Genomic DNA, 25,129 nt, shown 5'->3' with positions numbered 1-25,129 from the left:
CCTCGTCGGTGTGATCCCCGTCGCACGTTATGGCACCGGGTGTCACAACGGAAGGGCCGCGGGCTGGCACGCTGACCGCGTGGGGAGCAGTCGGGCAACGGCGGGCGAGCGCGGCGGGCGCCCGCCGGTGAGCAGCGCGCACGAGGTCGCGGCCGTCGCGCAGCGGATCTTCGTCGAGCGCGGCTTCGACGCCACGAGCGTCGACGACGTCGCCGCGGCCGCCGGGATCAGCCGGCGCACCTTCTTCCGCTACTTCCCGACCAAGGCCGACGTGCTGTTCGTCGACTCCCCCCGGGAGGTCGAGCGGTTCCGCGCGGGGCTCGCGGCGGGCCGGACGGGGGAGTCCTGGCGGGCCCGGGTGGTGCGCGCGGTGGTCGAGGCGCTGGAGTTCCCGCCGGAGGAGCGCAGCTGGGCGTTCCACCGGGCGCAGGTCTTCTTCGCCGTCCCGGCGGTGCAGGCGCACGCCGTCCGGGTGTGGGCGGCCTGGCGGCAGCTCGCCGTCGAGCACGCGCGCACCGTGCCGCACGCCGATCCGCTGTTCCCGCTCGCCGTCGGACACGCCGTCCTCGCGGCAACCCTCGCCGCGCACGAGCACTGGACGCGGCACCCCGGCGAGGAGCTCGGCGTCCTGCTGGCCCGGATGCTGGACCTGCTGCTGCCCCCGGACGGCGCCGCCGGCTGACCGCCCGCGGGTCCACCGGCCGCGGGTTGCCCTGTGGCACCGGGTGTCACTACCGTCCGCCGGGTGGCGCCCCCGTCCTCGCCCGACGTCCTCGGTCCCGGTCCTGGTCCGTCTCCCGACCCCGGTCCCGACGACGACCCGGTGGTGACCGGCTCGCGGGTGCGGCACGACGCCGGCGCCTCGGTGCGCGAGGTGCGCCGCCGGGTGGCCGCCCACCTGGTGGGCCGGGCGCACGAGCTGGACCTGCTGCTGGCCGCCGTCGCCGCCGGGCGCGACGTCGTCCTGGAGGGCCCGCCGGGGACGTCGAAGTCGACGCTGCTGCGCGCGATCACCGCCGAGTGGGGCGTGCCGCTGGTGTTCGTGGAGGGCAACGCCGACCTCACGCCCACCCGGCTGGTCGGGCACCACGACCCGGCGCGGGTGCTGCGCGAGGACTACCGGCCGGAGAACTTCGTGCCCGGCCCGCTGGTGCAGGCGATGCGCGCGGGCGGCTTCCTGTACCTGGAGGAGTTCAACCGGGCGCCGGAGGACACGCTCAACACGCTGCTCACCGCGATGGCCGAGCGGCGGCTGGCGGTGCCGCACGTCGGCGTCGTCGAGGCGCTGCCCACCTTCCGGGTGGTCGCCTCGATGAACCCCTACGACGCGATCGGCACCACGCGGCTGTCCTCGTCGATCTCCGACCGGCTGGTGCGGCTGGCCGTCGGCTACCAGGACGCCGAGGCCGAGCGGGGCATCGTCGCCCGCCGCACCGGGCTGGGCTCACCGCGGCTGGTGGCCGACGCCGTCGCGCTCACCCGCGCCACCCGCGGCCGCGAGGACGTGCGGCAGGGCAGCAGCGTGCGCGGCGCGATCGACCTGGCGCTGGTGGCCGCCCAGCTGGCCGACATGCGCGAGGTCGCGCTGCCCGCCGAGCCGTCGGTGGCCCCGCCGCGCGGCCTGCCGGAGGACTACACGGGCACGGTGCTCGACGCGCTGCTGCTGGCGCTGTCGGGGCGGATCGCCGTCGACGAGACGGTCGAGTCCACGCCCGAGGCGGTGCTGCGCGAGATCTGGGAGGACCACTTCCTGCTCGCCCCCGCCGCCGCCGGCCCCGGTTGAAGGACCGTCGAGGCGGACTCGCCGCTGACCCGCCGCCGTGACCGGTCCGGCGCGCCGCGCGGCACCCGGCCGCTGCGCCGCAAGCCCAAGCAGCTCACCGAGGCGCCCTCGCTGTACCGCCCCGCGCCGGGCGGCAACGGGCTGGCGCTGTCCTCCGGGGACCGGCGGCGCACCCGCACCGGCGGCCCGGCCGGCGGCTCGGCGCCGGGCACCACCGACGAGCCGGCCGACCTGGTGCCGCTGGCCGACCTGACGGCCGACGCTGCCGCGGACCAGCGGACCCGCGCCCGAGCCCGGGCCATCGCCCGCCGCCTCGCGGTGCCCCGCCCGCCCGCCGACCGGCGCCCCCGCCGCGGGGTCGGGGAGCTGCGCACCCTGCCGTGGAACGGCGGCTCCGACGAGCTCGACCTCGAGCGCACCCTCGACGCGGTCGCCGGGAACCCGTTCCCGGGCGAGCGGGACGTGCTGGTGCGCGAGCGGGTGCGCCGCCGCCGGTCGGTGGTGCTCGTCGTCGACGTGTCCGGGTCGATGAAGGGCGAGCGGGTGCGCACGGCGGCCGCCGCGGTCGGGGCGCTGGCCGGCGAGCTGACCCGCGACCGGGTCGGCGTCGTCGCGTTCTGGTCCGACGCCGCGGTGCTCGTCCGGCCGGGGGAGACGGTCGCCCCGCTCGCCGTCCTCGACCTGCTGCTGCGGGTGCCCACCCAGGGGCTGACCAACGTGTCCTTCGCGCTGGAGACCGCGGCCCGGCAGCTGGCCGGGGTGCCCGCCCGGGACGCGCGGGTGCTGCTGCTGTCGGACTGCGTGCACAACGCCGGACCCGACCCGCGGCTGACCGCCGCCCGGCTGCCGCGCCTGGACGTGCTGCTCGACGTCTCCGGCGAGAAGGACGTCGACCTCGGCCGCGACCTCGCCCGGCTCGGCCGCGGCCGGGTGCGGCTGGTGCGCGACCACGCCGACGTCGCCGCCGCCCTGGGCGCGCTGTTCGCCGAGTGACCCCGGGCCGCGCCGGACCGCCCGGGATGGGTCAGGCGCCCGGCCCGCGGCCCGACCAGGTCCAGGCGTAGGCGCCGTCGTCGGCGGCGAGGCCGGCCTCGCCCAGGTCGAGCGGGCGGAAGGTGTCGACCATGACGGCCAGCTCGTCGAACGCCTCGGCGCCCAGGGAGCGCTCGACGGCGCCGGGCTGCGGGCCGTGGGAGTGCCCGCCGGGGTGCACCGACACCGAGCCGCGGCCGATGCCCGACCCCCTGCGGGCCTCGTAGTCGCCGTCGACGTAGAACATGATCTCGTCGCTGTCGACGTTGGAGTGGTAGTAGGGCACCGGCACCGCGAGCGGGTGGTAGTCGACCTTCCGCGGCACGAAGTTGCAGATCACGAAGCCGCCGCCCTCGAACACCTGGTGCACCGGCGGCGGCTGGTGCACGCGGCCGGTGATCGGCTCGAAGTCCGCGACGTCGAACGCGTAGGGGTAGAGGCAGCCGTCCCACCCGACGACGTCGAAGGGGTGCTCGGGCAGGACGTGCACGGTGCCGGCCAGGCCGCCGGGGCCGGCGCCGCGGTGCTTGACGTACACCTCGACGTCGGTGCCCTCGGCCAGCAGCGGCCCGACCGGGGCGCGCAGGTCGCGCTCGCAGTAGGGCGCGTGCTCGAGGAACTGCCCGTACCGCGAGAGGTACCGCTTCGGCGGGGCGATGTGGGAGTTGGCCTCGATGGCGTAGGTGCGCAGCGGCTCGTCGCCGGTGGGCACCCAGCGGTGCGTCGTCGTGCGCGGGAGGACGACGTAGTCGCCCTGCCCGACCTCCAGCGCGCCGAAGGTGGTCTCCACGGTGGCGGCCCCGCGCTCGACGAAGACGCACTCGTCGCCGGTGGCGTTGCGGTAGTACGGGCTGGTCCGCGAGGAGACGGCGTAGGAGATGCGGACGTCGGCGTTGCCCAGGACCAGGCGCCGGCCGGTGACCGGGTCGGTGTCCTCGTGCGCCGCGCCGGGGAACAGGTCGTGCAGCCGCAGGTGCCGGGGGACGAGCGGCGCGTTCGGGGTGAGGGTCTGGTCGGGCAGCTCCCACGGGCGGGCGTCGACGATCGCGGACGGGATGCCGCGGTGGTAGAGCAGCGCGGAGTCGGAGCTGAACCCCTCCTCGCCCACCAGCTCCTCGGAGTACAGCCCGCCGTCGGGACGGCGGAACTGCGTGTGCCGCTTGGGCGGGACCTCGCCCACCTGTCGGTAGAAGGCCATGACGGAGACTCCTTCGGCTCGGTCGGGTCGGGGGAGGGCGGGCTCGTCAGCCGGGCGGCGGGCGCATGGCCGAGCGGCCCGCGTGCGCGGCCGCGCCGGAGCGCAGCAGCGGCAGGGTGCGCCGGGGCACGAGCGTGGACAGCACGACGACGCTGGTCGAGCGGACCACCGCGGCCGACCGGTTGAGCTCGACCAGCGTGTGCTGCAGCGCCTCGTGGGAGGCCGCGGCCACCCGGCACAGGACGTCGCCGCTGCCGGTGGTCGCGTGCGCCTCGAGGACGCCGGGGATGGCCTCGAGGTCGGCCCGGACGGCGTCGATCGCGCCCTGGGCGATCTCGAGGGTGACGAACGCCTGCACCTCGAAGCCCGCGGCGGCCGGGTCGACGTCGACCCGGTAGCCGCCGATGACGCCGGCCTCCTCGAGCCGCCGCAGCCGCGCGCTCACCGTCGCCCGCGCGACGCCGGCGAGGCGGGACAGCTCCAGGGCGCCGGTGCGCGCGTCGCCGTCCAGCGCGGTGAGCAGGGCGAGGTCGAGGGCGTCCAGCGGCGTCCGGGGCTCCACGGGCGGCTCTCCCTCGCGAGGTGTGCACGCGGACCAGCCGGATGCGGGTCCCGCTCGGCAGATCGTGCCGTCTGCACACCTCTCGCGCTACCGGTTGCGCAGCCGACCCGGCGGGTCGTGGGATCCCTGCACAGGAGCCGACGACGAGCAGGAGGAGCCGCCATGTCCCTCAACCGGACGCTCACCGACGAGGAGCGCCTCGCCCGGCTCGACCTCGACCAGCTCCGTCAGCTGGTCGGCCTGGTCGAGTACGACGACTCGGCCGACCCGTTCCCGGTCTCGGGCTGGGACGCGCTGGTCTGGGTGGCCGGCAACGCCCTGCAGACGGCGCACTTCCTCCAGTCGGCCCTCGGCATGGAGCTCGTCGCCTACACCGGCCCCGAGACCGGCAACCGCGACCACCACGGCTACGTGCTGCGGTCGGGCGCGGCCCGCTTCGTCGTCACCGGGGCCTACTCGCCGTCCAGCGAGCTCGCCGACCACCACCGCCGGCACGGCGACGGCGTCCGCGACGTCGCGCTCACCGTGCCCGACGTCGACCGGTGCGTGGCGCACGCCCGCGCGCAGGGCGCCACCGTGCTGGAGGAGCCGCACGACCTCTCCGACGAGCACGGCACCGTCCGGCTGGCCGCGATCGCCACCTACGGCGAGACCCGCCACACGCTCGTCGACCGCAGCCGGTACACCGGTTCGTACCTGCCCGGGTACGTCGCGCGGACGTCGTCCCACGTCAAGCGGCCCGGCGCCCCGCGGCGGTTGTTCCAGGCCGTCGACCACGTCGTCGGCAACGTGGAGCTCGGCGCCATGGACACCTGGGTCGGCTTCTACAACCGGGTCATGGGCTTCACCAACATGGCCGAGTTCATCGGCGACGACATCGCCACCGACTACTCGGCGCTGATGAGCAAGGTCGTGGCCAACGGCAACCACCGGGTGAAGTTCCCGCTCAACGAGCCGGCGGTGGGCACGAAGCGGTCGCAGATCGACGAGTACCTCGAGTACCACGGCGGGCCCGGCGTGCAGCACGTCGCGCTGGCGACCGACGACATCGTCGGCGCGGTCGACGCCATGGTCGCCGAGGGCGTCGAGTTCCTGCCCACCCCGGACTCCTACTACGAGGACCCGGAGCTGCGGGCGCGCATCGGCGAGGTGCGCGTGCCGGTGGCGGAGCTGCAGCGGCGCGGCATCCTGGTCGACCGCGACGAGGACGGCTACCTGCTGCAGATCTTCACCCGGCCCACCGGCGACCGGCCGACCGTCTTCTTCGAGCTCATCGAGCGGCACGGCTCGCTCGGCTTCGGCAAGGGCAACTTCAAGGCGCTGTTCGAGGCGATCGAGCGCGAGCAGGAGCGCCGCGGCAACTCCTGACGCGGGCTGCCCGGGCGGGAGTCGACCGGCCGCGTCGACCGGCCGCGTCGACCGGCCGCGTTGACCGCCTGCGGACCGGCGTGTACCGGTAGGGGCGAGCACAGCGGGCCTCCCGGCCCCGGGCGGTCCGCCCCCCGGTTGGGCGCCCGCCGACGGAGGGAGCGCCCCGTGACGGGGTCCGGGTACCTGTTCCGCCCACCGCGCAGCACGCCGGAGTCGCGGGCCGGCCGCCCGCCCCGGCACCGCGTGGAGCGCCGTCCCGGCATGGTGGTCGAGCGGGACGTCGCCGTCCCCTTCGGCGACGAGGGCCACGTGCTCTACGTCGACGTCTACCGGCCCGACACCGACGTGCCGGCCGCGCCCCTGGTCAGCTGGTCGCCCTACGGCAAGCACAACCCGGCGCCGATCGGCCAGATCTACCCCGCCGCCGGCGTGCGTCCGGAGTGGACCTCGGACCTGACGACGTTCGAGGCGCCCGACCCGGAGTACTGGCTGCCCCACGGCTACGCGCTGGTGCTCGCCGACTGCCCGGGCACCTGGTACTCCGAGGGCCGGGCCACCTACCACTCGCCGGAGGAGGCCCGGGCCTTCGCCGACCTCGTCGAGTGGGCCGGGACGCAGCCGTGGAGCGCCGGCAAGGTGGGGCTCTCCGGCGTCTCCTACCTGGCCAGCCTGCAGTGGCGGGTGGCCGCGCTCGACCCGCCGCACCTGGCGGCCATCAACCCGTGGGAGGGGTGGAACGACACCTACCGGGAGGTCGCCCGGCACGGCGGGATCCCGGAGACCTCGTTCTGGCCCTACATCTGGGAGCGGTGGGGGGCGAGCACCACCGAGATCGAGGACCTGGAGGCCGAGACCGCCGCCCACCCCTTCTTCGACGAGTTCTGGGCCTCCAAGGTCCCGCCGCTGGAGGACGTCCGGGTGCCCGCCTACGTGGTCGCCAGCTGGGCCGACCAGGGGCTGCACTCGCGCGGCACGCTCGAGGGCTTCCGCCGGATCTCCTCGGAGCAGAAGTGGCTGGACGTCCACGGGCGCAAGAAGTGGGCCTACTACTACGAGCCCGAGATGGTCGAGCGACAGCGGGCCTTCTTCGACCACTTCTTGCTGGACCGGCCCGGCACCGGGATCGAGTCCTGGCCGCGGGTGCGCGCCGAGGTGCGCAGTGCGTACAACGAGGGGACCTGGCGGGATGCCCGGGAGTGGCCGCTGGAGGACGTCGAGTACCGCCGGCTGTTCCTGCGGGCCGGCGACGGCTCGCTGGGCTGGGCGGCGCCCGGCGACGAGGAGGAGGCCGGCTACGACGGGCTGGGCAGCGGGCTCGCCCCCCGCCGGGCGACCTTCGAGATCACCTTCGAGGAGGCGACCGAGATCGTCGGCCACGTGAAGGCGGCCCTGTGGGTCTCGGCCGACGAGGCCGACGACATGGACGTCTTCGTCGCGCTGTTCAAGCTCGACGCCGAGGGCCGGCAGGTCGGGTTCGCCTACTACGGGCAGTTCGAGGACGGGCCGGTCGCCAACGGCTGGCTGCGCGCCTCGCACCGCGAGCTGGACCCCGAGCGGTCGACCGACTCCATGCCGGTGCTGGCCCACCGGCGGGCGCTGCCGCTCACCCCGGGGGAGCCGACCCGGCTCGACGTCGAGGTGTGGCCCTCGGGCACCCGCTTCGAGGCGGGGGAGCGGCTGCTGCTCGTCGTCCAGGGCAGCGACGTGATGCGCTATCCGGAGCACCTCACCTTCGCCCGGCACCGAGAGACGGTGAACCGCGGCCGGCAGGTGGCGCACACCGGCGGGCGCTTCGACTCGCACCTGCTGGTCCCGGTGCTGCCGTCTCGTCCTGACGCACGCGCCGGGGCTTGACCCTGACACCGTGACAGGGTGTCGGCTGGGCCCCGGAGGTGGTCCCGATGCCCACGACGAACCCGCCCGCCGGCCCGTCCGCCGGTCTGGCGGAGGCCCTCGGCGCCCCGGACCCGTCGGTCCGGCTGCGCGCGGCCCTGGCTGCCGGCTCCTCGCCCGGCCCCGGGTTGCTGGAGGTGCTCGTGCGGCGGTGCGCGGCGGAGCCCGACCCGTTCGTGCGGGACATGCTCACCTGGTCGCTGACCCGGCTGCCGGCCGACGAGACCCTGCCCCGGCTGCGCCGCGAGCTCGGCTCCCCGGTGCCGCGCGCCCGCGCGCAGGCGCTGCACACCCTGTCCAAGCTCGGCGACGCCCGCGCCTGGGCCTGGGTGTCCGGCGACCTGCTGCGTGACCCCGACGACGACGTCGCGCGCACCGCGTGGCGGACGGCGGTCGCGCTCGCGCCCGACGGCGAGCGGGCCGGGCTGGCCGCCGCGCTGGCGTCGCAGCTCGGCCGGGGTGGCCGCGACGTGCGGCTGAGCCTCAGCCGGGCGCTGGTCGCCCTCGGCGACGCCGTCGCACCCGCCCTCGCCGGCGCCGCGGCCGGGCCCGACCCGGAGGCAGCCGCGCACGCCCGCGCCACCGAGGCGCTCGCGCGCGACCCGGAGGCCGGGTTCGACGCGGCGCTCGCCGACGCCCGGCGCCTGGCAGCCCTCGGTCCCGAGCGGGCGGCGGCCGCGGCCGCCGGGCAGGGCGCGGGATCGTGATCGGCCCCGCGTGCTGATCGGGGAGGTGGCCCGCCGGTCGGGGGTGAGCGCCCGGATGCTGCGGCACTACGACGCACTCGGGCTGGTCTCGCCGAGCGGGCGCACCGTGGGCGGCTACCGCGAGTACTCCGCCGACGACGTCCGCCGGATCTTCGCCGTCGAGGGCCTGCGCTCGCTCGGCCTGTCGCTCGAGCAGGTGGGCCGGGCGCTCGCCGACCCGGCCTTCGCGCCCGCCGCCCTGGTGGCCGACCTGGTCCGGGCGGCCGAGGAGCGCCTCGCGCGGGAGCGCGAGCTGCTCGAGCGGCTGCGCGCCGTCGAGGGGTCCGCGCCGGCCGACTGGCCGGACGTGCTGCGCGTCGTCGGGCTCCTGCAGGAGCTCGCCGCGCCCAGCGCCGCGCGCCGGCAGCGGGCGGCCCTCGCCGACGACCTGCCGGTGCCCGCCGGGGTGCTCGCCGGCGCGGCGCTCGCCGAGGACGACCCGAACGTCGCCGGGGCGCTGCGCTGGGCGCTCGCCCGGTCCGGGGACGGCGGCCTCCCGGCCCTCGCCGGCGGCCTGCGCTCCGACGACGCCGCGGTCCGCCGGCGCGCGGTGCGGGCGGTCGCCGCGCAGGCCGGGACGCCGGGCGCCGACGACCTCCTGCGCGGGGCGCTGGCCGACCCGGACGCGGCGGTCCGCGGGGACGCGGCCCTGGCGCTCGGCCGGCGCGGCGAGACCGCCGCCGTGCCCGCGCTCGTCGCCATGGTGGTCGCGGGCACCGCCGACGTCGACGCCGCGGAGGCGCTCGGGGCGCTGTCCCGGGACCCCGCGGACGCCGGCGCGGTGCTCGGCGCCCTCGTCGCCGAGCTCGGGGCCCCGGGCGCCGGACCGGCGGTGCGCATCCGGCTGGCCCAGGCGCTGGTCGAGGTGCCCGGGCCGGCCGCCCGGGAGGCGCTGCGGCGCCTGGCCGCCGACGCCGACCCCGGTGTCGCCCTCGTCGCCGCGGCCCTGGCCGGGATGCCGGAGCTGCCCGCCGGGGACCCCCGCGACGAGGACGGCTGAGTCACCCGACGGCCGTGGCCTGCAGCTCCACGAGCAGCTCGGGCATCGCCAGCCGGCTCACCCCGAGCATCGTCGTGGCCGGCGCGACCCCGGCCGCGCCGAGGCGCCCGGCCAGCACGCCGTAGGACTCCAGCAGCCGGTCGACGTCGGTGGTGAGGACCTCCAGTCGGACGACGTCGGCCAGCGCCATGCCGGCCCCGCCGAGCACGGCCTCCAGGTTGTCCAGCGCCAGCGCCAGCTGCGCGGCCACGTCGTCCGGGTGCTGCGGCTTCCCCTCGCCGTCGGTCGCCGTCTGCCCGCTGCACCACAGCGTCCGGGACTGCCCGGTGACCACCACACCCTGCGAGAACCCCAGTGCCGCCGACCACGTCCACGGGTCGACCGCCGACCTCTGCACCGCCATCGCTGCTCCCTCCGTCCCGGGCGCGGACCCTCGTCCGCCCCGTGCGGGGGAGCCTGGCGGCGAACCACGACACCTCCTGTCACGTTTCCCGGCAGGATCCCGCGCGTGCGCGCCGACCGGCTGGTCTCCCTGGTGCTGCTGCTGCGCCAGCGCGGCCGGCTGACCGCGGCCGAGCTCGCCCGCGAGCTGGAGGTGTCGACGCGCACCGTGCTGCGCGACGTCGAGGCGCTGTCGACGGCGGGGGTCCCCGTCTACGCCGAGCGCGGGCGGCACGGCGGGTTCGCGCTGCTGCCCGGGTTCCGCGCCGAGCTGACCGGGCTCACCTCCGACGAGGCGCTCGGCCTGCTCGTCGGCGGGCGCGGGTTCGGCCTCGGCCCCGCGCGGGCGGCGGCGCTGCGCAAGGTGGCCGACGCGCTGCCCGAGGGACACCGGGCCACCGCCGGTGACGCGGCGCGGCGGCTGCTGGCCGACCCGGCGGAGGACCTGGTCGCCCAGCGGCCGGTCGCCGACGAGGTGCCCGGACCCGCGGTCGCCGTCGTGCGCCGCGCGGTGCTGGCCGGCCACCGGCTGCGCCTGCACTACGTGCCGCCCTCGGGCGATCCCGGCTGGCGGACCGTCGACCCGATCGGCCTGGTCACCGTGCGGGGCCGCGGCTACCTGCTGGCCACCCGCGGTGGCGAGGACCGCACCTACCGGCTGGCCCGCGTGCTGGACGCCGCGGAGCTGCCGGAGCCCGCGCGGCGGCCCGCCGACGTCGACCTGGACCGGCTGTGGCGCGAGCGCGTCGCGCGGTTCCGGACCGGCGGCGAGCAGGTCGCCGTCCGGGTGCGCGTGGACCCCGCGCGGCGGGAGGAGCTGGGCGCCACCGCGCTCGCCGTCCGAGCGGTCGGGGACGACGGCAGCGACGGGGACGGCGGCGGGGACGGCGGCGGGGACGGCCGGCCGCTGCTGGAGGTCGACTTCTCCGACCGGCGGCACGCTGAGTGGGCGCTGTGGCGGGCCGGGGCGGCCGCCGAGGTGCTGTCCCCGGACTGGCTGCGCGCCGCCCTGCACGACCGGGCCGCCGCGATCGCCGCCCGCTACGCCCGGTCCTGACCGCGTCCTTGGATCTGCCCTGCGTACTTGCGGGCCGCCACCCCTGTCTCTGAAGGCGGCTTATGGGCTACGGCAGCCTCGCGACACCTCGTTAGGGCCATGCCCGGTCGAGGACGCTCGTTCTTGCATGGCCGGCATCGCATGCTGCTGGCTTCTAGTAGCGAATGTGAGGAATGTGGCCGTGGCGGTGTCTGTCGACGTCAAGCGCATCAAGGCGGCGCTTAGACACGACTATGGGCTGTGGGTGCTCGTCAGCGCCTCGACTTCCGGTGCGCTGGTTGACGCGCTGGCCTCTTGGGTGGCGGAGGCGGAGCCTCGACTCGGACAGCGGCCAGACCTGCAAGGCGTGCAGCTGCTCGGGCCGCTGCTCCTACCTGACGGGACGTCCCTACTGCGCCTGGTGAACTACGGCAACAGCACGCATCTGGTGGCGGTGGTAACCGACCTGTCCGCAACGCTGGAAGCCGCCGGGCTGGACGCTCGCATCGGCGTTCCGCGAGATATCTGGAACCCTCTCGCCCTCGCGGCGCCGCGCTACCCCGACGACGTCGCCGGGTTGACCGCGCTCACGGCGGTATCGGTGACCCTGCCGTGGCGGGCTGATGCAGTGGGTCGCCGGCAGCGGCGCAGGGCTTTCGGGGCTCCTAACGGACTGCGCGGGTGGGTCCGCAGCGACGTGCAGGACGAGGCGTGGACCGCCGTCGTCGATACTGCGTTGGCCTGGTGTCAGGAGCTGCGCAGTGGCGCCACCGGCGCGCGGTATGTGGCGCACGGGGTGTCGAGCCTGCAGCCGGATCCGGCGCAGTGGGAGGCCACCGCCCGCCTGGCTCTCGGAAGCGAGCATCTACCGGTTCAGGCCAGCGTGGTGGACTGGCCGGGGGAGGCGCGCGACGTCAGCTTCGGCTACCAGCCTGGCAGGGTGCTATTCAATCTCCAGGAGGAGACTTTCGGGTCGCCGGAGTCGACCGTCTCCTGGGCTCGGGAGCTCATCGAGCGTTTGCTGCCACACATCACCTCCGCTTTCGTGGTGCAAGCCGTCACGCGCGGCCCCGCTCTCGTCACTGAACACCTGCTGCGACGTTCCGAGAAGACAACAGCGCCGTCGTCGCAGCCCCAGGAGCGGGCGCCGGCGTCGCAGCTGCACGAGCTGGCTCCGATGGACGACCGGCGGATCATCGACGCGTTCGGCGTCATGTATCTGGGCCCCGGCTTCCGCGGCCTAGCTGATGATCCGCAGCTCTATCGGGTCGAGCAGCTCGGTCCGGGCCGGCTGTTGACCGCGAACAACCTTGACGCGTGGTTCAGATCGGACCCGTGGTTGTGGGTCGACAAGCGGCTGCCCAAGCCCCTGATCTTGGAGGCGGCACGAGCCGATCTCGCCGGCACCATCGCCACCTACGACGAGTACCGACGGGCCAAGCGTTCCAACGGGCAGGACGTACCTCAGGTTCTCGGCTGACCGTCCGGACGGGAGCCTGTGTCCCATAGTGGGCCGCTCAGGGACACCGGCCGGCTCGCCGTGAAGGCGGCCCATAGCGAACTGGTCTCCGCCATCGGATCGCGAGTGTGCCGGGCCGCCGCTTGCGGAGGCCTGGCCCAGCGCTGGCTAGCGGTACTGACCCCTCGTTACTCCGTCCAGGGAGTGCGGGCCTTCAATACGTCGATGCTGGGCCGCATGCCCCGAACCTCCATCACGCGCACGGAGGTCAGGTTGGGTAGTTCGAGAACAGGCCCGTAGTCCAGGTCGTCAGCAGCGATGGAGTGCAGCAGCAGGGAGCGCAACTGCGGCATCTGCCGAAGGAAACTGAACGACTCGACGTGCACGATGCGCGGTGTCATCCAGTCGCCACCAAGTTCAAGGTCCCTGACGCCACGCATGTCCCCGATGGGCGACAGGTCCCGCACGCGTCGGAGTCCCTCGATGAGCAGATCCTCGACGCGGTGCAGACCGGCCAGCGGCTGAAGGTTTCCGACAGAGGAGGCGCCGCTGAGCTGCAACTTTCGTAGGTGAGCCATCCCGGCGACCGGCGTCAGATCGGCAAAGTCGCCCCACTTCACCGCCAGCGCTTCAAGTTGCGTCTGCCCGCGCAGTGCCTCGAAGAGTCGCCTTGGGGTTCGGCTGACGAACCTCAAGGCGCGGATCGGGGAAGGGCCGGAGCTGAAGAACTCCGCCCACTCGTCAACGATGCGCCGCGCTTGGGACTGGCTGTACTCGGTTCCGAGTTGAGTCGCCGCGACGACGACTTGGGCCTCGCCCTGGTACTCGTCCAAGCGTGTGATCTGGTCGGGCTTGACGCGACCCTTGCCACCCGACAGCCATCCCACGCACCGACGATAGATCGCTCCCGCTCCGTCACCGGGCCAGTGCCTCATCCGACGGCTTTGCGCCCAAGCCGCTGTCGGGCTGGTCGCCCTTAGTGGGCCGCTCAGGGACAGCCGCCGGCTCACTGTTAGAGCGGCGCCAGGACATCCGCCACCGCAGGCGGGAGTGGGTCGCAGGCTCCTGTCCGCACGAGCTAGCGTCCGGCCGTGAGGCTGTTCTGAAGGCGACCAGTGAGGGTGTCGCTGGAGGCCATCACCGCGGCCTGGGCTCAAGCCTCTTACGACTGCGGCTGTCCAGACCTGTACTACTGTCCCGCCTCGACCGAGATCGAGTGCCCACGGCATAGCGGCTTCGACGTCTGCTGTGACCGCCTCGCGGACCATGCCTCCGTGCCCGCCCGGGTGAGGGCAAGCGGCCCCCGTCCGCCGCTCCCACCAGTGGAGCAGGACGAGGCATGAATGTCCCTCAGTGGGCCGCTCAGGGACACCAGTCGGTGAAGCAGGCGGAGAAGCTGCGCCACTCGCCATGGGGTGTCGCGGTGGCGGAGTGACGCCGCTCGACGGTCAGGTTCGGACAGACTGCCGCTGTGGAGGTTCTCCTCGTCCTCGCCATCGTGGCGTATGCGGGCACCGCGATCTCCGTGGTCCTGGGGCCCCCGGTAGCCATGGCACGTCGACGTCGATGGCCCTCGGTCGCCGTCGCGACATGGGCGGGGGCTCTCCTGCTACTGGGAGCATCGCTGGTAGCCACCTACCGGTCCGGCGTCCAGGCCGACGCCGACGAGAGCCCCCGCAATGCTCTGTCTGACTGGTGGTGGCTGGCCGCGGCCGCCGGGTGCGCAGCCGTCGCGGTCACTGTGACTCGCCGCAGGAGCATCTGAGCAGCGCTCGCGCTCGGTGATCTGGCGCGCTTCCGGTCACCCACGCCCTGTCCCACAGTCGGCCGTGGGGGCACCGGCAGCAGTCGCTGCCTTCGACGATCCGCAGGACCGGCCCTGGCCCGCCGCCCTCACGGCAGCCGGGCGAGCAGCGCCCGGGCGAACGCCTCCGCCGCCGGGTCGACCGGCTCCCGCGCCGCCGCGTGCAGCCAGGCCGCGAGCGGCGCCGCCAGCGCGGGGGACAGCGCCGCGATCCAGGCACCGGTCCCGGCCCGGGCCTCCGCCACGTGCTCGGTGCCGCCGCCGGGGGCGTGCGCGACCACCTCGGGCCGGCTGGCCAGCAGCCCGGCGACCCGCCAGTCGCCGGGCGTCGTCCGGGCCGCGAGCGCCTCCAGCCGCCCGGCCGCGGTCCGCAGGAGGTCCGCGCCGTCCCGGGGAGGTGCGCCGTCCACGGGTCGATGGTGCCCGACCGGGTCGCGCCCGGCGCCCGGCCGGGGAAGGCTGGGGGCGTGAGAGTCCTGGTCACCGGTGCGTCGGGGTTCGTGGGCGGCCGGCTGGCCACTGCGCTGGAGGAGGCGGGCCACGAGGTCCGGGGGATGACCCGCCGGCCGGAGCGCTACGACGGGGCCGGCACGCCCGTCGCGGGCGACGTGGGCGACGAGGCGTCGCTGCGCGAGGCGCTCGAGGGCTGCGGGGCCGCCTACTACCTCGTGCACTCCCTCGGCGACGAGGACTTCGAGCGCAAGGACGCCGACGCCGCGAGGGCCTTCGCCCGCGCCGCCGCCGCGGCCGGTGTGCGCCGGATCGTCTACCTCGGCGGGCTGGGCCGCGACGGCGACCGGCTCTCGCGGCACCTGCGCAGCCGCCGCGAGGTCGAGCGGCTGCTGGGGGAGACCGGCGTGCCGGTGACCGTGCTGCGCGCCGGGATCGTCGTCGGGCACGGCGGGGTGTCGTGGGAGATGACCCGCCAGCTGGTGGCGCACCTGCCGGCGATGGTCACCCCGCGCTGGGTGAACACGCGGACCCAGCCGATCGCCGTCGCCGACGTCGTCCGGTACCTCGTCGGCGTCCTCGAGGCGCCGGAGGCCGAGGGACGGGTGTTCGAGGTCGGCGGCCCCGAGGTGCTCACCTACCTGCAGATGCTCACCCGCGTCGCCGACATCCAGAACCGGCACCTGTTCGTCGTGCCCGTGCCGCTGCTCAGCCCGCAGCTGTCCTCCCGCTGGCTGTCGCTCGTCACCGACGTCGACATCACCACCGGCCGCTCGCTCATCGACTCGATGACCAACGAGGTCGTCGTCACCGACGACGCGATCCGCCGGGTGGTCCCCTTCGACCCGATGGACTACGACCAGATGGTGCTCACCGCCCTCCTGGAACGCGCCCGCGAACGCCGGCGAGCGGCCGGGGAGCGGCGCGGCGGGTGGCTCGCCCGGGGAGCGCGGCGGTGACCCGGGGGCGGGCCGTCCGCGCGCTGGAGGCCCGGGTCCGCCGGGTCGCCGGGCCGCTGCTGCGCAGCGTGCCCCGAGACCACTGGGAGACCGACGCGGCGTTCCGGCGCCGCCGGCGGGTCACCGGTGTCGTCGCGGTGGCCGGGGCATCGCTGCTGGGGGTGTCCCTGTCGACGCCGCCGGGCTCGCCCCGCTTCTACGGGCTGACCCTCGGCGTGGCCGGCACCTGGGTGGCCGGGGGGCTGGCCTCCGGCCCGCTGCACCTGGGGCGGATGTTCGGCCCCGGCGACCGGCTGCAGCGGCCGCTGCTGACCCCGATCGTCTCGGGCGTCGGGGCCTTCGGCGCGTTCTACGCCGCGGCGCTGGTGGCCCGCCGGATCCCGGTGCTGGAGCGGGCGATCGGCTCGGTGCTGCGCTACGCCGACCAGGGCTCGGCGCCGCTGGTCGCCGCCACGACGCTCGCCAACGGGGTGGCCGAGGAGGTCTTCTTCCGCGGCGCGCTGTACGCGGCGGCGGGGACGCAGCGGCCGGTGGTGGTGTCGACGGCGGTGTACGGCCTGGCCACCGTGGCCACCCGCAACCCGGCGCTGGTGCTCGCCAGCCTGCCGATGGGGCTGATGTTCGGCATCCAGCGCAAGATGACCGGCGGCATCCAGGCGCCGGTGCTCACCCACGTGGTCTGGTCGAGCCTGATGCTGCGCTTCCTGCCGCCGCTGTTCGCCGACCGCCTCGAGGTCGAGGAGCACCGGGCGCCGGAGCAGTCGGGGAGCTGACCGGCTGGTGCCGCCGCACCCTGACATGACATCGTTGGTGTCATGTCGCGGGGAGAGGCGGTCTACGAGGTCCTGCGCCGGGCGCGCCCGCTGGTGCTCGACTCGGCTCGCGTGGTCGAGGCGCGGGTCCGCGACCGGGGCTGGACCGTCGGGTCCCGGGCCGTGGTCGAGGTCCTCGCCGAGAGCGGGCCCGCGACCGTCCCGCAGGTGGCCCGCGCGCTGTCCCTGGCGCGCCAGAACGTGCAGCGCCACGTCGACGACCTCCTCCGGCTCGGCCACGCGCGCCGCAGCGCGAACCCCGGGCACCGGCGGTCGGTGCTGGTCGAGCTCACCGGGGACGGACGGCGGGCGTTCGAGGACCTGCGGGCCGGGGAGCTGGCCGACCTCGGCCGCCTCGCCCCCGGCTGCTCCGCCGCCGACCTGGCGACCGCCGCCGCCGTCCTGGCCGCGCTCGGGCGCGACGTCCGCGCCCGGGCGGCATCGGCAGAGGGGGAGACCGAGCGGGACACCGAGGGGGTCCGGCCGTGAACCGCGACGACGTGCACGCCCGCACGGCCCGCAACCGGCGGCGGCTGGCCGACGTGCTCGAGGGCCTCGGGCCCGCGCAGTGGGAGGCCGGGACCCTCTGCGAGGGCTGGACGGTCCGGGTCCTCGCCGGGCACCTGCTGCAGCCGATGCTGGTCGGCTTCGGCCGCTTCCTCCTCGCCTCGCTCCGCCACCGCGGGGACACCGCCGCGACCGTCGACTCCCTCGCCCGGCGGCTGGCCCGGCCCGGGCCCGCCGAGCTCGTCGCGCTCCTGCGCCGGCACGCCGGCGACCGCGTCGACCCGCCCCGGGTGGGCCCGATGGGGCCCTTCGCCGAGACCTGCGTGCACCTGAGGGACCTCGCCCGCCCCCTCGGGCTGGACGCCGACGTCCCGCGCGAGGACTGGGTGCTGCTGCTGGACCACCTCGTGTCGCCGGGCGTCGCGCCGGGGCTGACGACGCCGGCCCGCGCCGGCGGCCTCACCCTCCGCGCCACCGACGCCGGGTGGCGGCACGGCACCGGCCCCGCGGTTGCCGGGACGGTGGAGGCCCTCGCGATGGCCCTCACCGGCCGCCGCGCCGCGCTCGCCGACCTCGACGGTCCGGGACGCGAGGTGCTGGCCCGTCGGCCGTGAGCCGGAGCCGCCCCCCGGCGGACCCGGCCCGCCGGGGGTCAGCGCGCGGCCATCGGGAACACCGGCCAGCCGATCTCGGTGCGCCACGCCGCCGGGTCGTCGGTGTCCCGCGGGCCCACCGGGTAGCTCTCCCGCACCGGCCCGGCTACCGCGAGCCCGTTCGCGACCACCCAGGCGCCCAGCTCGCCGTAGGTGACGTCGATGTCGTCGTGCGGCCCGGCGTGGGTGGTCACCGCCAGCTCCACCGCCGGCAGCGTCACGGGGTGCACCCGCCCGCCGGCCGTGGGGCCCGCCGTCCGCCGGTACACGAGCACGTGCCCGCGGCCGGTCTCGAACAGAGCGTTGTCGTAGAGCCCGCCCGGCGGCCCCTCCGGCTCGGCGACGACCGCGTCGAGCTCCGCCATGGCCCCCGCGTACCAGGCGAGGACGCCGTCGAGGTCCACGACGCCCGCGACCGCGGCCACCGGCGTCGCCGGCACCGCCCGCAGCCGAACCTGCAGCGGGGGCGGGTCGGGGTGCAGCAGGCGGCGCAGCGACGCGACGGCCTCCCGGGTGGCGGCCAGCTGGTCCTCCAGCCGCCGCAGGTGGCCGGCCACGAGCTCGGCGCGGTCGCCGGGGTCGGGGGAGCGCACGATGCGGGCGACGTCGGGCAGCGGGACGTCGAGCTCGCGCAGGCGGTGGATCACCTGGGCGGTCGGGATCTGGTCGGCGCTGTAGTACCGGTAGCCGCTCGCCGGGTCGACGGTCGCGGGCTCGAGCAGGCCCGCGTCGTGGTACCGGCGCAGCGTGCGCACGCTCAGGTGGGTCAGCCGGGAGAACTCGCCGATCGCCAGCACGGGCGCACTCTGCACCCTCCCCCGGGGAGAGGGTCCAGCGGTGGACCCTCCCGGACGGGGACGGCGCACGGTGGCGGCATGAGCGCACCGACCGTCATCGACCCCGCCGAGCTCCCAGCCCCCGTCCGCGGCTACCTCGCCGCGCACACCGCCCGCGACGTCGAGACCGCCGTCCGGGCCTTCACCCCCAACGCCGTCGTCACCGACGAGGGCCACACCCACCGCGGCACCGAGGAGGTCCGCCGGTGGTTGACCGAGGCCGGCACCGCCTTCACGTTCACGACCGAGCTGGTCGGCGCCCGGCGCGTCGACGCGACGCGGTGGATCGCCGTCCAGCGGCTGGAGGGCGACTTCCCCGGCGGCGTCGCCGAGCTGCAGTACCGGTTCACGATGGCCGGCGACCTCGTCGCCGAGCTCGTGATCGCACCCTGAGACACGGGCGCCGGGCGTCACGGCTCCTCGCTCGGCAGGCTGTGCCAGGTGTCGTAGGCGACGCCGGCGGCACCCTCGGCGTCGCCGGCGTCGCACAGCCGGATCAGTTCGTCGTGCCGGGTGACCGACGTCCGGCCGCGCAGCGAGCCGAAGCGCAGCCGCTCCGCGCGCCGGACGGTGGGCGTGAACTGCTCGAGCACCGTGGCGAGCGCGCGGTTGCCGCAGACGCGCACCGGCACGCCGTGCAGCTCGTCGTCGACGCGGAGGGCCGTCTCGACGTCGCCGGCCGCCACGGCCTCGGCGAACCGCCGGTTGGCGTCCCGCATGGCGGCCAGGTCCGCCTCGCCGAGGACCGGCACGGCCTCGCGGACGGCGACCTCGTGCATCGCCGCCACGACGTCACGGGCGTCGCGCACGTCCCGGGCGCAGAGCGTGCTGACCACCGTGGACCGCCCCGGCCGGGCGGAGACCAGCCCCCCGTGCGCGAGGCGCAGCAGTGCCTCGCGCACGGGGGTCCGGCTCACGCCCAGCCAGGCCGCCAGCTCGAGGTCCCGTAGCTGCTCGCCGGGGGCGAAGGTGCCGTCGACGATCGCGTCGCGCAGGCGGCGGTAGACGTCGTCGCGCAGGAGGCTGCGGTCGACGCCGGGGGACGTCGGGGGGATCGGCACAGGTGGACCTCGTCTCGGTGCGGGCGGCGACCAGGGAGGGCTTCCCCGGACCGCTGCTGTTGTGCAATATATCGCATACCGGGGGCGTTCGAGGGACATCCGGGCGGACCGACCGGCCCGCCCGCCGATCGAGAGGGAGATCCGATGACCGAGAGCACGCGGCAGGACCGCACCGACGCCGGGCCCACGGTGGTGCTGGTGCACGGGGCCTTCGCCGATTCGTCGAGCTGGAACGGCGTCGTCGCCCGGCTCCTCCGCGACGGCCACCCGGTGGTGGCGATGGCCAACCCGCTCCGCAGCCTGTCCGGCGACGCCGACCTCCTGCGCGACCTCCTCGACGGGCTGGACGGGCCGATCGTCCTGGCCGGCCACTCCTACGGCGGCAGCGTGATGAGCGAGGCGGCCGAGGGGCACCCGCGGGTCCGGGCGCTGGTCTACGTCGCCAGCTTCCTGCTCGAGGAGGGCGAGAGCACCGGCGAGCTGGCCGGCCGCTTCCCGGGCAACGAGCTCGGCGGGGCGCTGCGGCCGGTGCCCGTGCGCGGGCCCGGCGGGCAGCCCGTCGACGACCTCTACATCGAGCAGGAGCGGTTCGGGCCGGTCTTCGCCGCTGACGTGCCGGCCGACGCCGCCGCCCTGATGGCCGTCACCCAGCGGCCGATCATCGGTGACGCCCTGGCCGACAAGGCGACGCGGGCGGCCTGGCGGACCATCCCGTCCTGGACCCTCGTCACCCGCCAGGACCTGGCGGTGCCGGCCGAGGCGCAGCGGTTCATGGCGGAGCGGGCCGGGTCGCACGTCGTCGAGGTGGACGCGTCCCACGCCGTGACCGTGTCGCAGCCGGACGTCGTCGCCGAGCTCATCGAGGAGGCCGTGCGGGCCACCGCCGGCTGACGGCGGCTCGGACCTCAGGCCGCCCCGGCGGCTCGGTCCTCAGGCCGCCGAGGCGGCGTACCAGGCGGCCAGGCGGGCGAAGCCCTCCTCCAGGCGCACCCGCGGGGCCCAGCCCAGGGCCTCGCGGGTGCGGCGCTGGTCGAACCAGTGCGCGGTGGCCAGCTGCTCGGCGAGGAAGCGGGTCACCGGCGGGGTCGAGCGGCGGCCGGTGACCGCCCAGGCCCCCTCGACGACGGCGCCGGCGAGCCAGGCCGCCCGGAAGGGGACCCGCCGCCGCGGGCCGGGCGCGCCCGCCGCCCGGCACAGCCGGTCGATCACCTCGCCGACCGGGCGCGGCTCGCCGTTGGACACGACGAGCGCCTCGCCGTGCACCGGCCCGCACGCGTCGACCGCGGCGACGAGCGCGGCCGCGGCGTTGTCGACGTAGGTGGTGTCGACCAGCGCCGCGCCGGACCCGATCGTCGGCAGCCGGCCGGCGCGGGCGCGCGCGACGATCCGCCCGACGAGCTGCGTGTCGCCCGGGCCCCACACGAGGTGCGGTCGCACGGCGAGGACGGCCAGGGACGCCGAGTCCGCGGCCAGCGCGTCGAGCTCGGCGACGGCCTTGGTCCGCGAGTAGTGCCCGCGGGCGTGCGCCGGGTCGGCCGGCTCGGCGCCGACCCCGGCCAGCGCCGCGCCGGCGTGGGCGACCGACGGCGAGGAGACGTGCACCAGGCGGCCGACGCCCTGCCCGCGGCAGGCGTCGACGACCGCGCGGGTGCCCGCGACGTTGGCCCGCTCGTACTCGGCCCGGGGGCCGGTGACGTCGACCTTCGCCGCTAGGTGCACGACGGCGTCCTGCCGGCGGGCGGCCCGCGCGACGGCGTCCGGGTCGGCGACGTCGCCCAGCACCTCCGCGCAGGGCAGCCTCGACGGCCGGCGCTGCAGCACGGTGACGTCGTCCCCGCGGGCGAGCAGCGCCTCCGCCGTCGTCCGCCCGAGCATGCCGCTGGCCCCGGTGACCAGGACCCTCACGAGCGGCGCCCGCCCGGCCGCCCGGCGAGGAACCGGGCCGCCCGCGCGGCCACCTGCCGGCGGTCGACCTTGGACTGGTGGCGGATGTCGACGGGCAGCCGGGCAGCGGTGAGCACCGCCGCCACCTCGACGCCGGCCGCGGCCCGGACGGCGTCGGCCAGGTCCGGCCCGGCGACCCGCAGGCGCCGCGACCGGCCCCCGGCGCCCTCCGGGACGACGACCACGACGACGACCTGCCCGCCGGCGGGACCGACCCCGACGGCGGCGGCGGCCGCCACGCCGGGCACCCGCTCGGCCCGCTGCTCGATCCCGACGGGCGTGACGGGCCCGGCGGCGGTGGTCACCACGTGCGGCAGCCGGCCCTCGATCCAGAGCCGCCCCTCGGCGTCGAGGTGCCCGACGTCGCCGGTGCGGTGCCAGCCGGGCGGGCGGGAGGCCGCGCGGTCGGTGGCCCACAGGGCGTCGTAGCGGTCCCGCACGTGGGCGGCGCGCACGCACACCTCCCCGGTCACCCCGGGTGCGCCGGTCAGGTCGCCGTCGGCTCCGCCGTCCGCGCGGAGCGGGCTGATCCGCACGTCCACCCCGGCCAGCGGCCGCCCCACGCAGACGCCCTCGCCCTCCCCGGCGGCGGCCACCTCGGCGGCCGAGACGTCGGTGACCGGCAGCGCCTCGGTCATCCCGTAGGGCGTGTGGGCCTCCGCCGAGGGCAGGACGTCGCGCAGCGCCTCGAGCAGGGCGGCGGGCACGGGCGCGCCGGCCGACATGAGCAGCCGGACGCCGCCGAGCGCCGTCCGCTGCGCGGCGGTGAGGTCGGCGGCGGTGGCCACGACCCGGCGCAGCGCGGCGGGGGAGGCGAACACGACCGTGGCGCCGACGGCGGAGACCGCCTCCGCCAGGTCGCGCGCGGTGAGGGAGCCGGGCGCGGTGATGTCGATGTCCGGCACCGCGGTGCCGATGCCCAGCGCCGGGCCGAGCAGCGCGAAGGGCGCGAACGCGGCGACCAGCCGGTCCTCCGGGGTGAGCCGGTAGGTGCCGCGCACCAGCGCGAGCTGCGCGGCGGCCTGGCGCCGGGTGTAGACGACGCCCTTGGCCGGGCCGGTGGCGCCGGAGGTGAACAGGACCGCGCAGTCGGCGTCGCCGGGCGGGACCACCGGGGCCGGGGCACCGCGGCCGGCGTCCTCGACCTCCGCCAGCGTGCGGACGGCGCCGAGCGCCCGCCGGGGGAGCGCGGGCACCGAGCCGGTGGCGATGCGGGAGGCGGGCAGGCCCATCAGGCGGGCGGCGGCGAGCCCCGCGGTGCTGCAGACGACGTGGTCGACCGCGGCGCTGCGCAGCGCCCGCCGCATGCCGCGCAGGCCCAGGCCCTTGTCGGCGACGACGATGACCGCGCCCGCCCGCCACACGGCGTAGACCGCGGCCGTGAGGTCGGCGGACGGCTCGACGAGCAGGCCCACCCGCTGACCGGGCCGGACGCCGGACGCGGCGAGTCCCGCGGCGAGGTGCTCGACCCGCCGGTGCAGCTGCGCCCAGCTCACCGTCTCCCCGCCGACCTCCACGACGGCGGGGGACTCGTCGCCGGCCCGCTCGGTCAGCGACGCCCAGAGCGGGGGCGGGTCGTCGTCGGAGGCCGCGGGCGGGGCCGGCTCGACGGTGCCGGAACCGGGGAGCTCGGTGACCCACTGCGCGACGGCGTCGGCGTACTGCGGGGCGTCCTCGGGGAGCAGGTGCGAGGCGCCCTCGTAGCGGTGCAGCGCGGCGTGCGGCAGCCGCTCGCGCAGGTCGGCCAGGTACCGCTCGCCGAACACCGGGTCGCGGGGCCCCCACAGCAGCAGCGCCGGCACGTCGAGCGTGCGGACGCCCTCCGCGATCGCCTCCTGCACCGGCCGCGAGGGGTGGCCGGGGGAGAAGGGGATGTCGGCGACGAAGTCGCCGACCGCGCGCCGGCGCGCCGCCGTGGCGTACGGGGCGGCGAACGCGTCGCGCACGGCGCGCGGCAGCGGCGGGCGGGAGAGCGCCGTCGTCGCCCGGACGAAGACCGGGGTGCCGACGGTGACGGCCGTGCGGACGCCGGGGGCGTCGGCGGCGCGGATGAGGACCGGGCCCCAGTCGCCCTCGGGCATGGCGACGGCGGTGTTGCACAGCACGACGCCGCGCAGGTCCGCCCGGTGCGCGAGCGCCCAGCCGAGCGAGATGACGCCGCCCCAGTCGTGCCCCACGGTGACGACGGGGCCGGTGACGCCCAGCGCCGCGGTCAGGTCGCCGAGGTCGGCGACCCGCTGCTCCAGCGTGCGGGGCGCGTCCAGCCGCTGCGACCAGCCCATGCCGAGGTGGTCGGGGGCGACCACCCGCCACCCGGGCGGCGCGGCGGCGACCAGCAGGCGCCACAGGTAGGACCACGTGGGGTTGCCGTGGACGCACAGCAGCGTGCCGACGGGGTCCGCGACGCCGTTGTCGAGGACGTGCCACTCGTGCCGCGCGCCGGTGGAGTCGGCGACGGTCACGGTGCGCGACCACGCCGGGTCCAGGCCGGGGAACGGGGGCAGCGCCGGGATGCGGGCCGCCGTGCCGGCGCCCGTCCCCGTGCCCGGAGCCGTCCCGGTGTCCGTCCGGGTGGCGGTCACCAGGCGATCTCGAGGCAGGACACGTTCAGGCCCGAGCCGACGCCCATGAGCAGCACCCGGTCGCCGTCGGCGAGGGTGTCCTGCTGGCCGGCGAGGGTGAACGGGACCGACGCCGGCCCCAGGTTGCCGCGGGTCGGGAACGTCGTCGGCACCAGCGCGGGGTCGATGGAGAACCGGTCGCACATCGCCTTGGTGTGCACCTTGGACACCTGGTGGACGATGTACCGGTCCATGCCGCCGGCCCAGTCGAACTCCTCGGCGGCGTCGGCCCACATGTCCTCGGACAGCGCGAGGCCCGCGTCGAGGAGCCCCTTGAGGTCGGTGCGCATCATCTCGTTGTCGCCGACGCACAGCTCGTGGTGCTCGGAGCCCGACCGGCTCACCGACCCGACGAGGCGGTGGCCCTCCGGGTGCAGGTCGGAGCGGCCCAGCAGCATCGCGACCGCGCCCGACCCGAGGGTCAGTGTGGCGAACTGCGCCAGCACGTCCTTGGACACCGTCTCGGGCCGGTTGAGCTGGTCGATGGTGCGCTCCTGGACGATCCGGGAGTCCTCGCCGTTGACGACCAGCGCGTGGTCGACCATGCCCGACTCGATCATCGCGGCGGCCAGCTCCATGCCGTTGACGAAGCCGAGGCAGGCGTTGGTCACGTCGAAGTTCTGGCACGACCGCGGCAGGCCGAGCTCGTGGTGCACCGCCACCGCGGTCGAGGGCTCGAGGTAGCGGCGGCTGACCGAGGTGTTGATCATCACGCCGATGCGCGCGGGGTCGACCCCGCTCTCGCTGATCGCCTTGGCTCCCGCGGTGGCGGCGCCGTTGACGAACGTCGTCCCCTCGGCCCACCACCGGCGCTCCCGGATGCCGGCGAGCCGCTCGAGCAGGCCGGTGCGCAGGCCCACCCGCTGGTAGGTCTCGCGCAGCCGCTCGTCGATCTCGTCGGAGGTGACGACCTGGGACGCGTCCGCCGTCTCGATGGACAGCACGGACGTGTTGGTGAAGC

25 protein-coding genes are annotated in these 25,129 nt (G+C 76.2%); 15 read left to right on the top strand and 10 right to left on the bottom strand.

Going from position 1 to position 25,129, the window contains the following annotated elements; translation table 11 throughout:
• The first annotated feature begins 79 nt into the window (after window positions 1–79).
• From BUE37_RS09330 to BUE37_RS09320, 3 genes are all read left to right on the top strand, one after another.
• A complete protein-coding gene (locus tag BUE37_RS09330) occupies window positions 80–682 on the top strand; it encodes an acyl-CoA-like ligand-binding transcription factor (protein WP_073419941.1) in 603 nt (200 codons plus the stop codon).
• A 63-nt stretch (window positions 683–745) separates the two neighbouring features.
• Window positions 746–1,783, top strand: a complete 1,038-nt coding sequence (locus BUE37_RS09325) for an AAA family ATPase (protein ID WP_245794463.1) — start codon at window positions 746–748, stop codon at window positions 1,781–1,783.
• Window positions 1,784–2,017: 234 nt separating this feature from the next.
• On the top strand, window positions 2,018–2,776 hold the full coding sequence (locus tag BUE37_RS09320) for a vWA domain-containing protein (protein ID WP_245794461.1): 759 nt from the start codon (window positions 2,018–2,020) through the stop codon (window positions 2,774–2,776).
• Window positions 2,777–2,807: 31 nt separating this feature from the next.
• Here BUE37_RS09320 and BUE37_RS09315 read toward each other — a convergent pair whose 3' ends face one another.
• Together BUE37_RS09315 and BUE37_RS09310 are read right to left on the bottom strand one after the other, a co-directional pair.
• The gene (locus tag BUE37_RS09315) at window positions 2,808–4,013 is read right to left on the bottom strand and encodes a homogentisate 1,2-dioxygenase (protein ID WP_073419939.1); all 1,206 of its coding nucleotides are present in this window, start codon (window positions 4,011–4,013) and stop codon (window positions 2,808–2,810) included.
• A gap of 46 nt (window positions 4,014–4,059) precedes the next feature.
• Window positions 4,060–4,575, bottom strand: a complete 516-nt coding sequence (locus BUE37_RS09310; protein WP_073419938.1) for an Lrp/AsnC family transcriptional regulator — start codon at window positions 4,573–4,575, stop codon at window positions 4,060–4,062.
• 162 nt (window positions 4,576–4,737) lie between these two features.
• On the opposite strand from BUE37_RS09310, the gene hppD reads away from it, so the two are divergent.
• The 4 genes from hppD to BUE37_RS09290 all read left to right on the top strand — a co-directional run bounded on the left by hppD (window position 4,738) and on the right by BUE37_RS09290 (window position 9,585).
• Window positions 4,738–5,943 carry a 4-hydroxyphenylpyruvate dioxygenase gene (hppD, locus tag BUE37_RS09305; protein ID WP_073419937.1) on the top strand — a complete coding sequence of 402 codons (1,206 nt, stop codon included), beginning with the start codon at window positions 4,738–4,740 and terminating at the stop codon, window positions 5,941–5,943.
• A gap of 168 nt (window positions 5,944–6,111) precedes the next feature.
• On the top strand, window positions 6,112–7,800 hold the full coding sequence (locus tag BUE37_RS09300) for a CocE/NonD family hydrolase (protein WP_139252908.1): 1,689 nt from the start codon (window positions 6,112–6,114) through the stop codon (window positions 7,798–7,800).
• A 47-nt stretch (window positions 7,801–7,847) separates the two neighbouring features.
• Window positions 7,848–8,546: a HEAT repeat domain-containing protein gene (locus BUE37_RS09295; RefSeq protein WP_073419936.1), complete on the top strand. Its 699-nt coding sequence runs from the start codon at window positions 7,848–7,850 to the stop codon at window positions 8,544–8,546.
• Window positions 8,547–8,556: 10 nt separating this feature from the next.
• Entirely contained in the window at window positions 8,557–9,585 is a 1,029-nt protein-coding gene (locus BUE37_RS09290; protein ID WP_073419935.1) for a MerR family transcriptional regulator, read from the top strand.
• 1 nt (window position 9,586) lies between these two features.
• On the opposite strand, the gene BUE37_RS09285 is transcribed toward BUE37_RS09290, so the two are convergent.
• Window positions 9,587–9,988, bottom strand: a complete 402-nt coding sequence (locus BUE37_RS09285; RefSeq protein WP_073419934.1) for a RidA family protein — start codon at window positions 9,986–9,988, stop codon at window positions 9,587–9,589.
• Window positions 9,989–10,093: 105 nt separating this feature from the next.
• On the opposite strand from BUE37_RS09285, the gene BUE37_RS09280 reads away from it, so the two are divergent.
• Together BUE37_RS09280 and BUE37_RS09275 are read left to right on the top strand one after the other, a co-directional pair.
• The gene (locus BUE37_RS09280; protein ID WP_073419933.1) at window positions 10,094–11,083 is read left to right on the top strand and encodes a helix-turn-helix transcriptional regulator; all 990 of its coding nucleotides are present in this window, start codon (window positions 10,094–10,096) and stop codon (window positions 11,081–11,083) included.
• Window positions 11,084–11,258: 175 nt separating this feature from the next.
• Window positions 11,259–12,542, top strand: coding sequence for a hypothetical protein (locus tag BUE37_RS09275; RefSeq protein ID WP_139252907.1), 1,284 nt, complete (start codon window positions 11,259–11,261; stop codon window positions 12,540–12,542).
• A 167-nt stretch (window positions 12,543–12,709) separates the two neighbouring features.
• Here the strand turns inward: BUE37_RS09275 and BUE37_RS09270 are convergent, their stop codons facing one another.
• Together BUE37_RS09270 and BUE37_RS09260 are read right to left on the bottom strand one after the other, a co-directional pair.
• Window positions 12,710–13,408 (bottom strand): hypothetical protein, encoded by a 699-nt coding sequence (locus BUE37_RS09270; RefSeq protein ID WP_073419931.1) that lies wholly within the window; start codon window positions 13,406–13,408, stop codon window positions 12,710–12,712.
• A gap of 1,006 nt (window positions 13,409–14,414) precedes the next feature.
• Window positions 14,415–14,735 carry a hypothetical protein gene (locus tag BUE37_RS09260; protein WP_073419929.1) on the bottom strand — a complete coding sequence of 107 codons (321 nt, stop codon included), beginning with the start codon at window positions 14,733–14,735 and terminating at the stop codon, window positions 14,415–14,417.
• Window positions 14,736–14,792: 57 nt separating this feature from the next.
• On the opposite strand from BUE37_RS09260, the gene BUE37_RS09255 reads away from it, so the two are divergent.
• From BUE37_RS09255 to BUE37_RS09240, 4 genes are read left to right on the top strand one after another with little or no spacing between them, the layout of a single operon-like run.
• Window positions 14,793–15,734 (top strand): NAD(P)H-binding protein, encoded by a 942-nt coding sequence (locus tag BUE37_RS09255; protein ID WP_073420678.1) that lies wholly within the window; start codon window positions 14,793–14,795, stop codon window positions 15,732–15,734.
• Window positions 15,731–16,507, top strand: coding sequence for a CPBP family intramembrane glutamic endopeptidase (locus BUE37_RS09250; RefSeq protein ID WP_245794459.1), 777 nt, complete (start codon window positions 15,731–15,733; stop codon window positions 16,505–16,507). The genes BUE37_RS09255 and BUE37_RS09250 overlap by 4 nt, the downstream gene beginning before the upstream one ends.
• Before the next feature lie 42 nt (window positions 16,508–16,549).
• The gene (locus tag BUE37_RS09245) at window positions 16,550–17,035 is read left to right on the top strand and encodes a MarR family transcriptional regulator (RefSeq protein ID WP_073419928.1); all 486 of its coding nucleotides are present in this window, start codon (window positions 16,550–16,552) and stop codon (window positions 17,033–17,035) included.
• Window positions 17,032–17,667, top strand: a complete 636-nt coding sequence (locus BUE37_RS09240) for a maleylpyruvate isomerase family mycothiol-dependent enzyme (protein WP_073419927.1) — start codon at window positions 17,032–17,034, stop codon at window positions 17,665–17,667. Before BUE37_RS09245 ends, BUE37_RS09240 begins: the two co-directional genes overlap by 4 nt.
• A 38-nt stretch (window positions 17,668–17,705) precedes the next feature.
• Here BUE37_RS09240 and BUE37_RS09235 read toward each other — a convergent pair whose 3' ends face one another.
• Complete coding sequence (locus tag BUE37_RS09235) at window positions 17,706–18,503, bottom strand: MerR family transcriptional regulator (RefSeq protein ID WP_073419926.1); 798 nt, start codon at window positions 18,501–18,503, stop codon at window positions 17,706–17,708.
• A gap of 78 nt (window positions 18,504–18,581) precedes the next feature.
• Here BUE37_RS09235 and BUE37_RS09230 point away from each other — a divergent pair, with 78 nt between their 5' ends.
• Window positions 18,582–18,935 carry a nuclear transport factor 2 family protein gene (locus BUE37_RS09230; protein WP_073419925.1) on the top strand — a complete coding sequence of 118 codons (354 nt, stop codon included), beginning with the start codon at window positions 18,582–18,584 and terminating at the stop codon, window positions 18,933–18,935.
• A 17-nt stretch (window positions 18,936–18,952) separates the two neighbouring features.
• Here the strand turns inward: BUE37_RS09230 and BUE37_RS09225 are convergent, their stop codons facing one another.
• Window positions 18,953–19,603 (bottom strand): GntR family transcriptional regulator, encoded by a 651-nt coding sequence (locus tag BUE37_RS09225; RefSeq protein WP_073419924.1) that lies wholly within the window; start codon window positions 19,601–19,603, stop codon window positions 18,953–18,955.
• Window positions 19,604–19,747: 144 nt separating this feature from the next.
• Here BUE37_RS09225 and BUE37_RS09220 point away from each other — a divergent pair, with 144 nt between their 5' ends.
• Entirely contained in the window at window positions 19,748–20,494 is a 747-nt protein-coding gene (locus BUE37_RS09220; RefSeq protein WP_073419923.1) for an alpha/beta fold hydrolase, read from the top strand.
• Window positions 20,495–20,533: 39 nt separating this feature from the next.
• Here BUE37_RS09220 and BUE37_RS09215 read toward each other — a convergent pair whose 3' ends face one another.
• From BUE37_RS09215 to BUE37_RS09205, 3 genes are read right to left on the bottom strand one after another with little or no spacing between them, the layout of a single operon-like run.
• On the bottom strand, window positions 20,534–21,508 hold the full coding sequence (locus tag BUE37_RS09215; RefSeq protein ID WP_073419922.1) for an NAD-dependent epimerase/dehydratase family protein: 975 nt from the start codon (window positions 21,506–21,508) through the stop codon (window positions 20,534–20,536).
• Window positions 21,505–24,129 carry an alpha/beta fold hydrolase gene (locus BUE37_RS09210; RefSeq protein WP_083628511.1) on the bottom strand — a complete coding sequence of 875 codons (2,625 nt, stop codon included), beginning with the start codon at window positions 24,127–24,129 and terminating at the stop codon, window positions 21,505–21,507. Before BUE37_RS09210 ends, BUE37_RS09215 begins: the two co-directional genes overlap by 4 nt.
• Window positions 24,126–25,112, bottom strand: coding sequence for a 3-oxoacyl-ACP synthase III (locus tag BUE37_RS09205; protein WP_245794457.1), 987 nt, complete (start codon window positions 25,110–25,112; stop codon window positions 24,126–24,128). Before BUE37_RS09205 ends, BUE37_RS09210 begins: the two co-directional genes overlap by 4 nt.
• Window positions 25,113–25,129 lie beyond the last annotated feature (17 nt).

The sequence above is a fragment of the Geodermatophilus nigrescens genome (genome assembly GCF_900129495.1).
Taxonomy (GTDB): Bacteria; Actinomycetota; Actinomycetes; order Mycobacteriales; family Geodermatophilaceae; genus Geodermatophilus; species Geodermatophilus nigrescens.
This window is presented reverse-complemented; position numbering and strand designations above follow the sequence as displayed.

Coding starts and splice junctions, on each gene's coding strand:
- BUE37_RS09245 (WP_073419928.1), top strand. CDS start 16,550: ATGTCGCGGGGAGAGGCGGTCTACGAGGTCCTGCGCCGGGCGCGCCCG.
- BUE37_RS09315 (WP_073419939.1), bottom strand. CDS start 4,013: ATGGCCTTCTACCGACAGGTGGGCGAGGTCCCGCCCAAGCGGCACACG.
- BUE37_RS09285 (WP_073419934.1), bottom strand. CDS start 9,988: ATGGCGGTGCAGAGGTCGGCGGTCGACCCGTGGACGTGGTCGGCGGCA.
- BUE37_RS09230 (WP_073419925.1), top strand. CDS start 18,582: ATGAGCGCACCGACCGTCATCGACCCCGCCGAGCTCCCAGCCCCCGTC.
- BUE37_RS09220 (WP_073419923.1), top strand. CDS start 19,748: ATGACCGAGAGCACGCGGCAGGACCGCACCGACGCCGGGCCCACGGTG.
- hppD (WP_073419937.1), top strand. CDS start 4,738: ATGTCCCTCAACCGGACGCTCACCGACGAGGAGCGCCTCGCCCGGCTC.
- BUE37_RS09295 (WP_073419936.1), top strand. CDS start 7,848: ATGCCCACGACGAACCCGCCCGCCGGCCCGTCCGCCGGTCTGGCGGAG.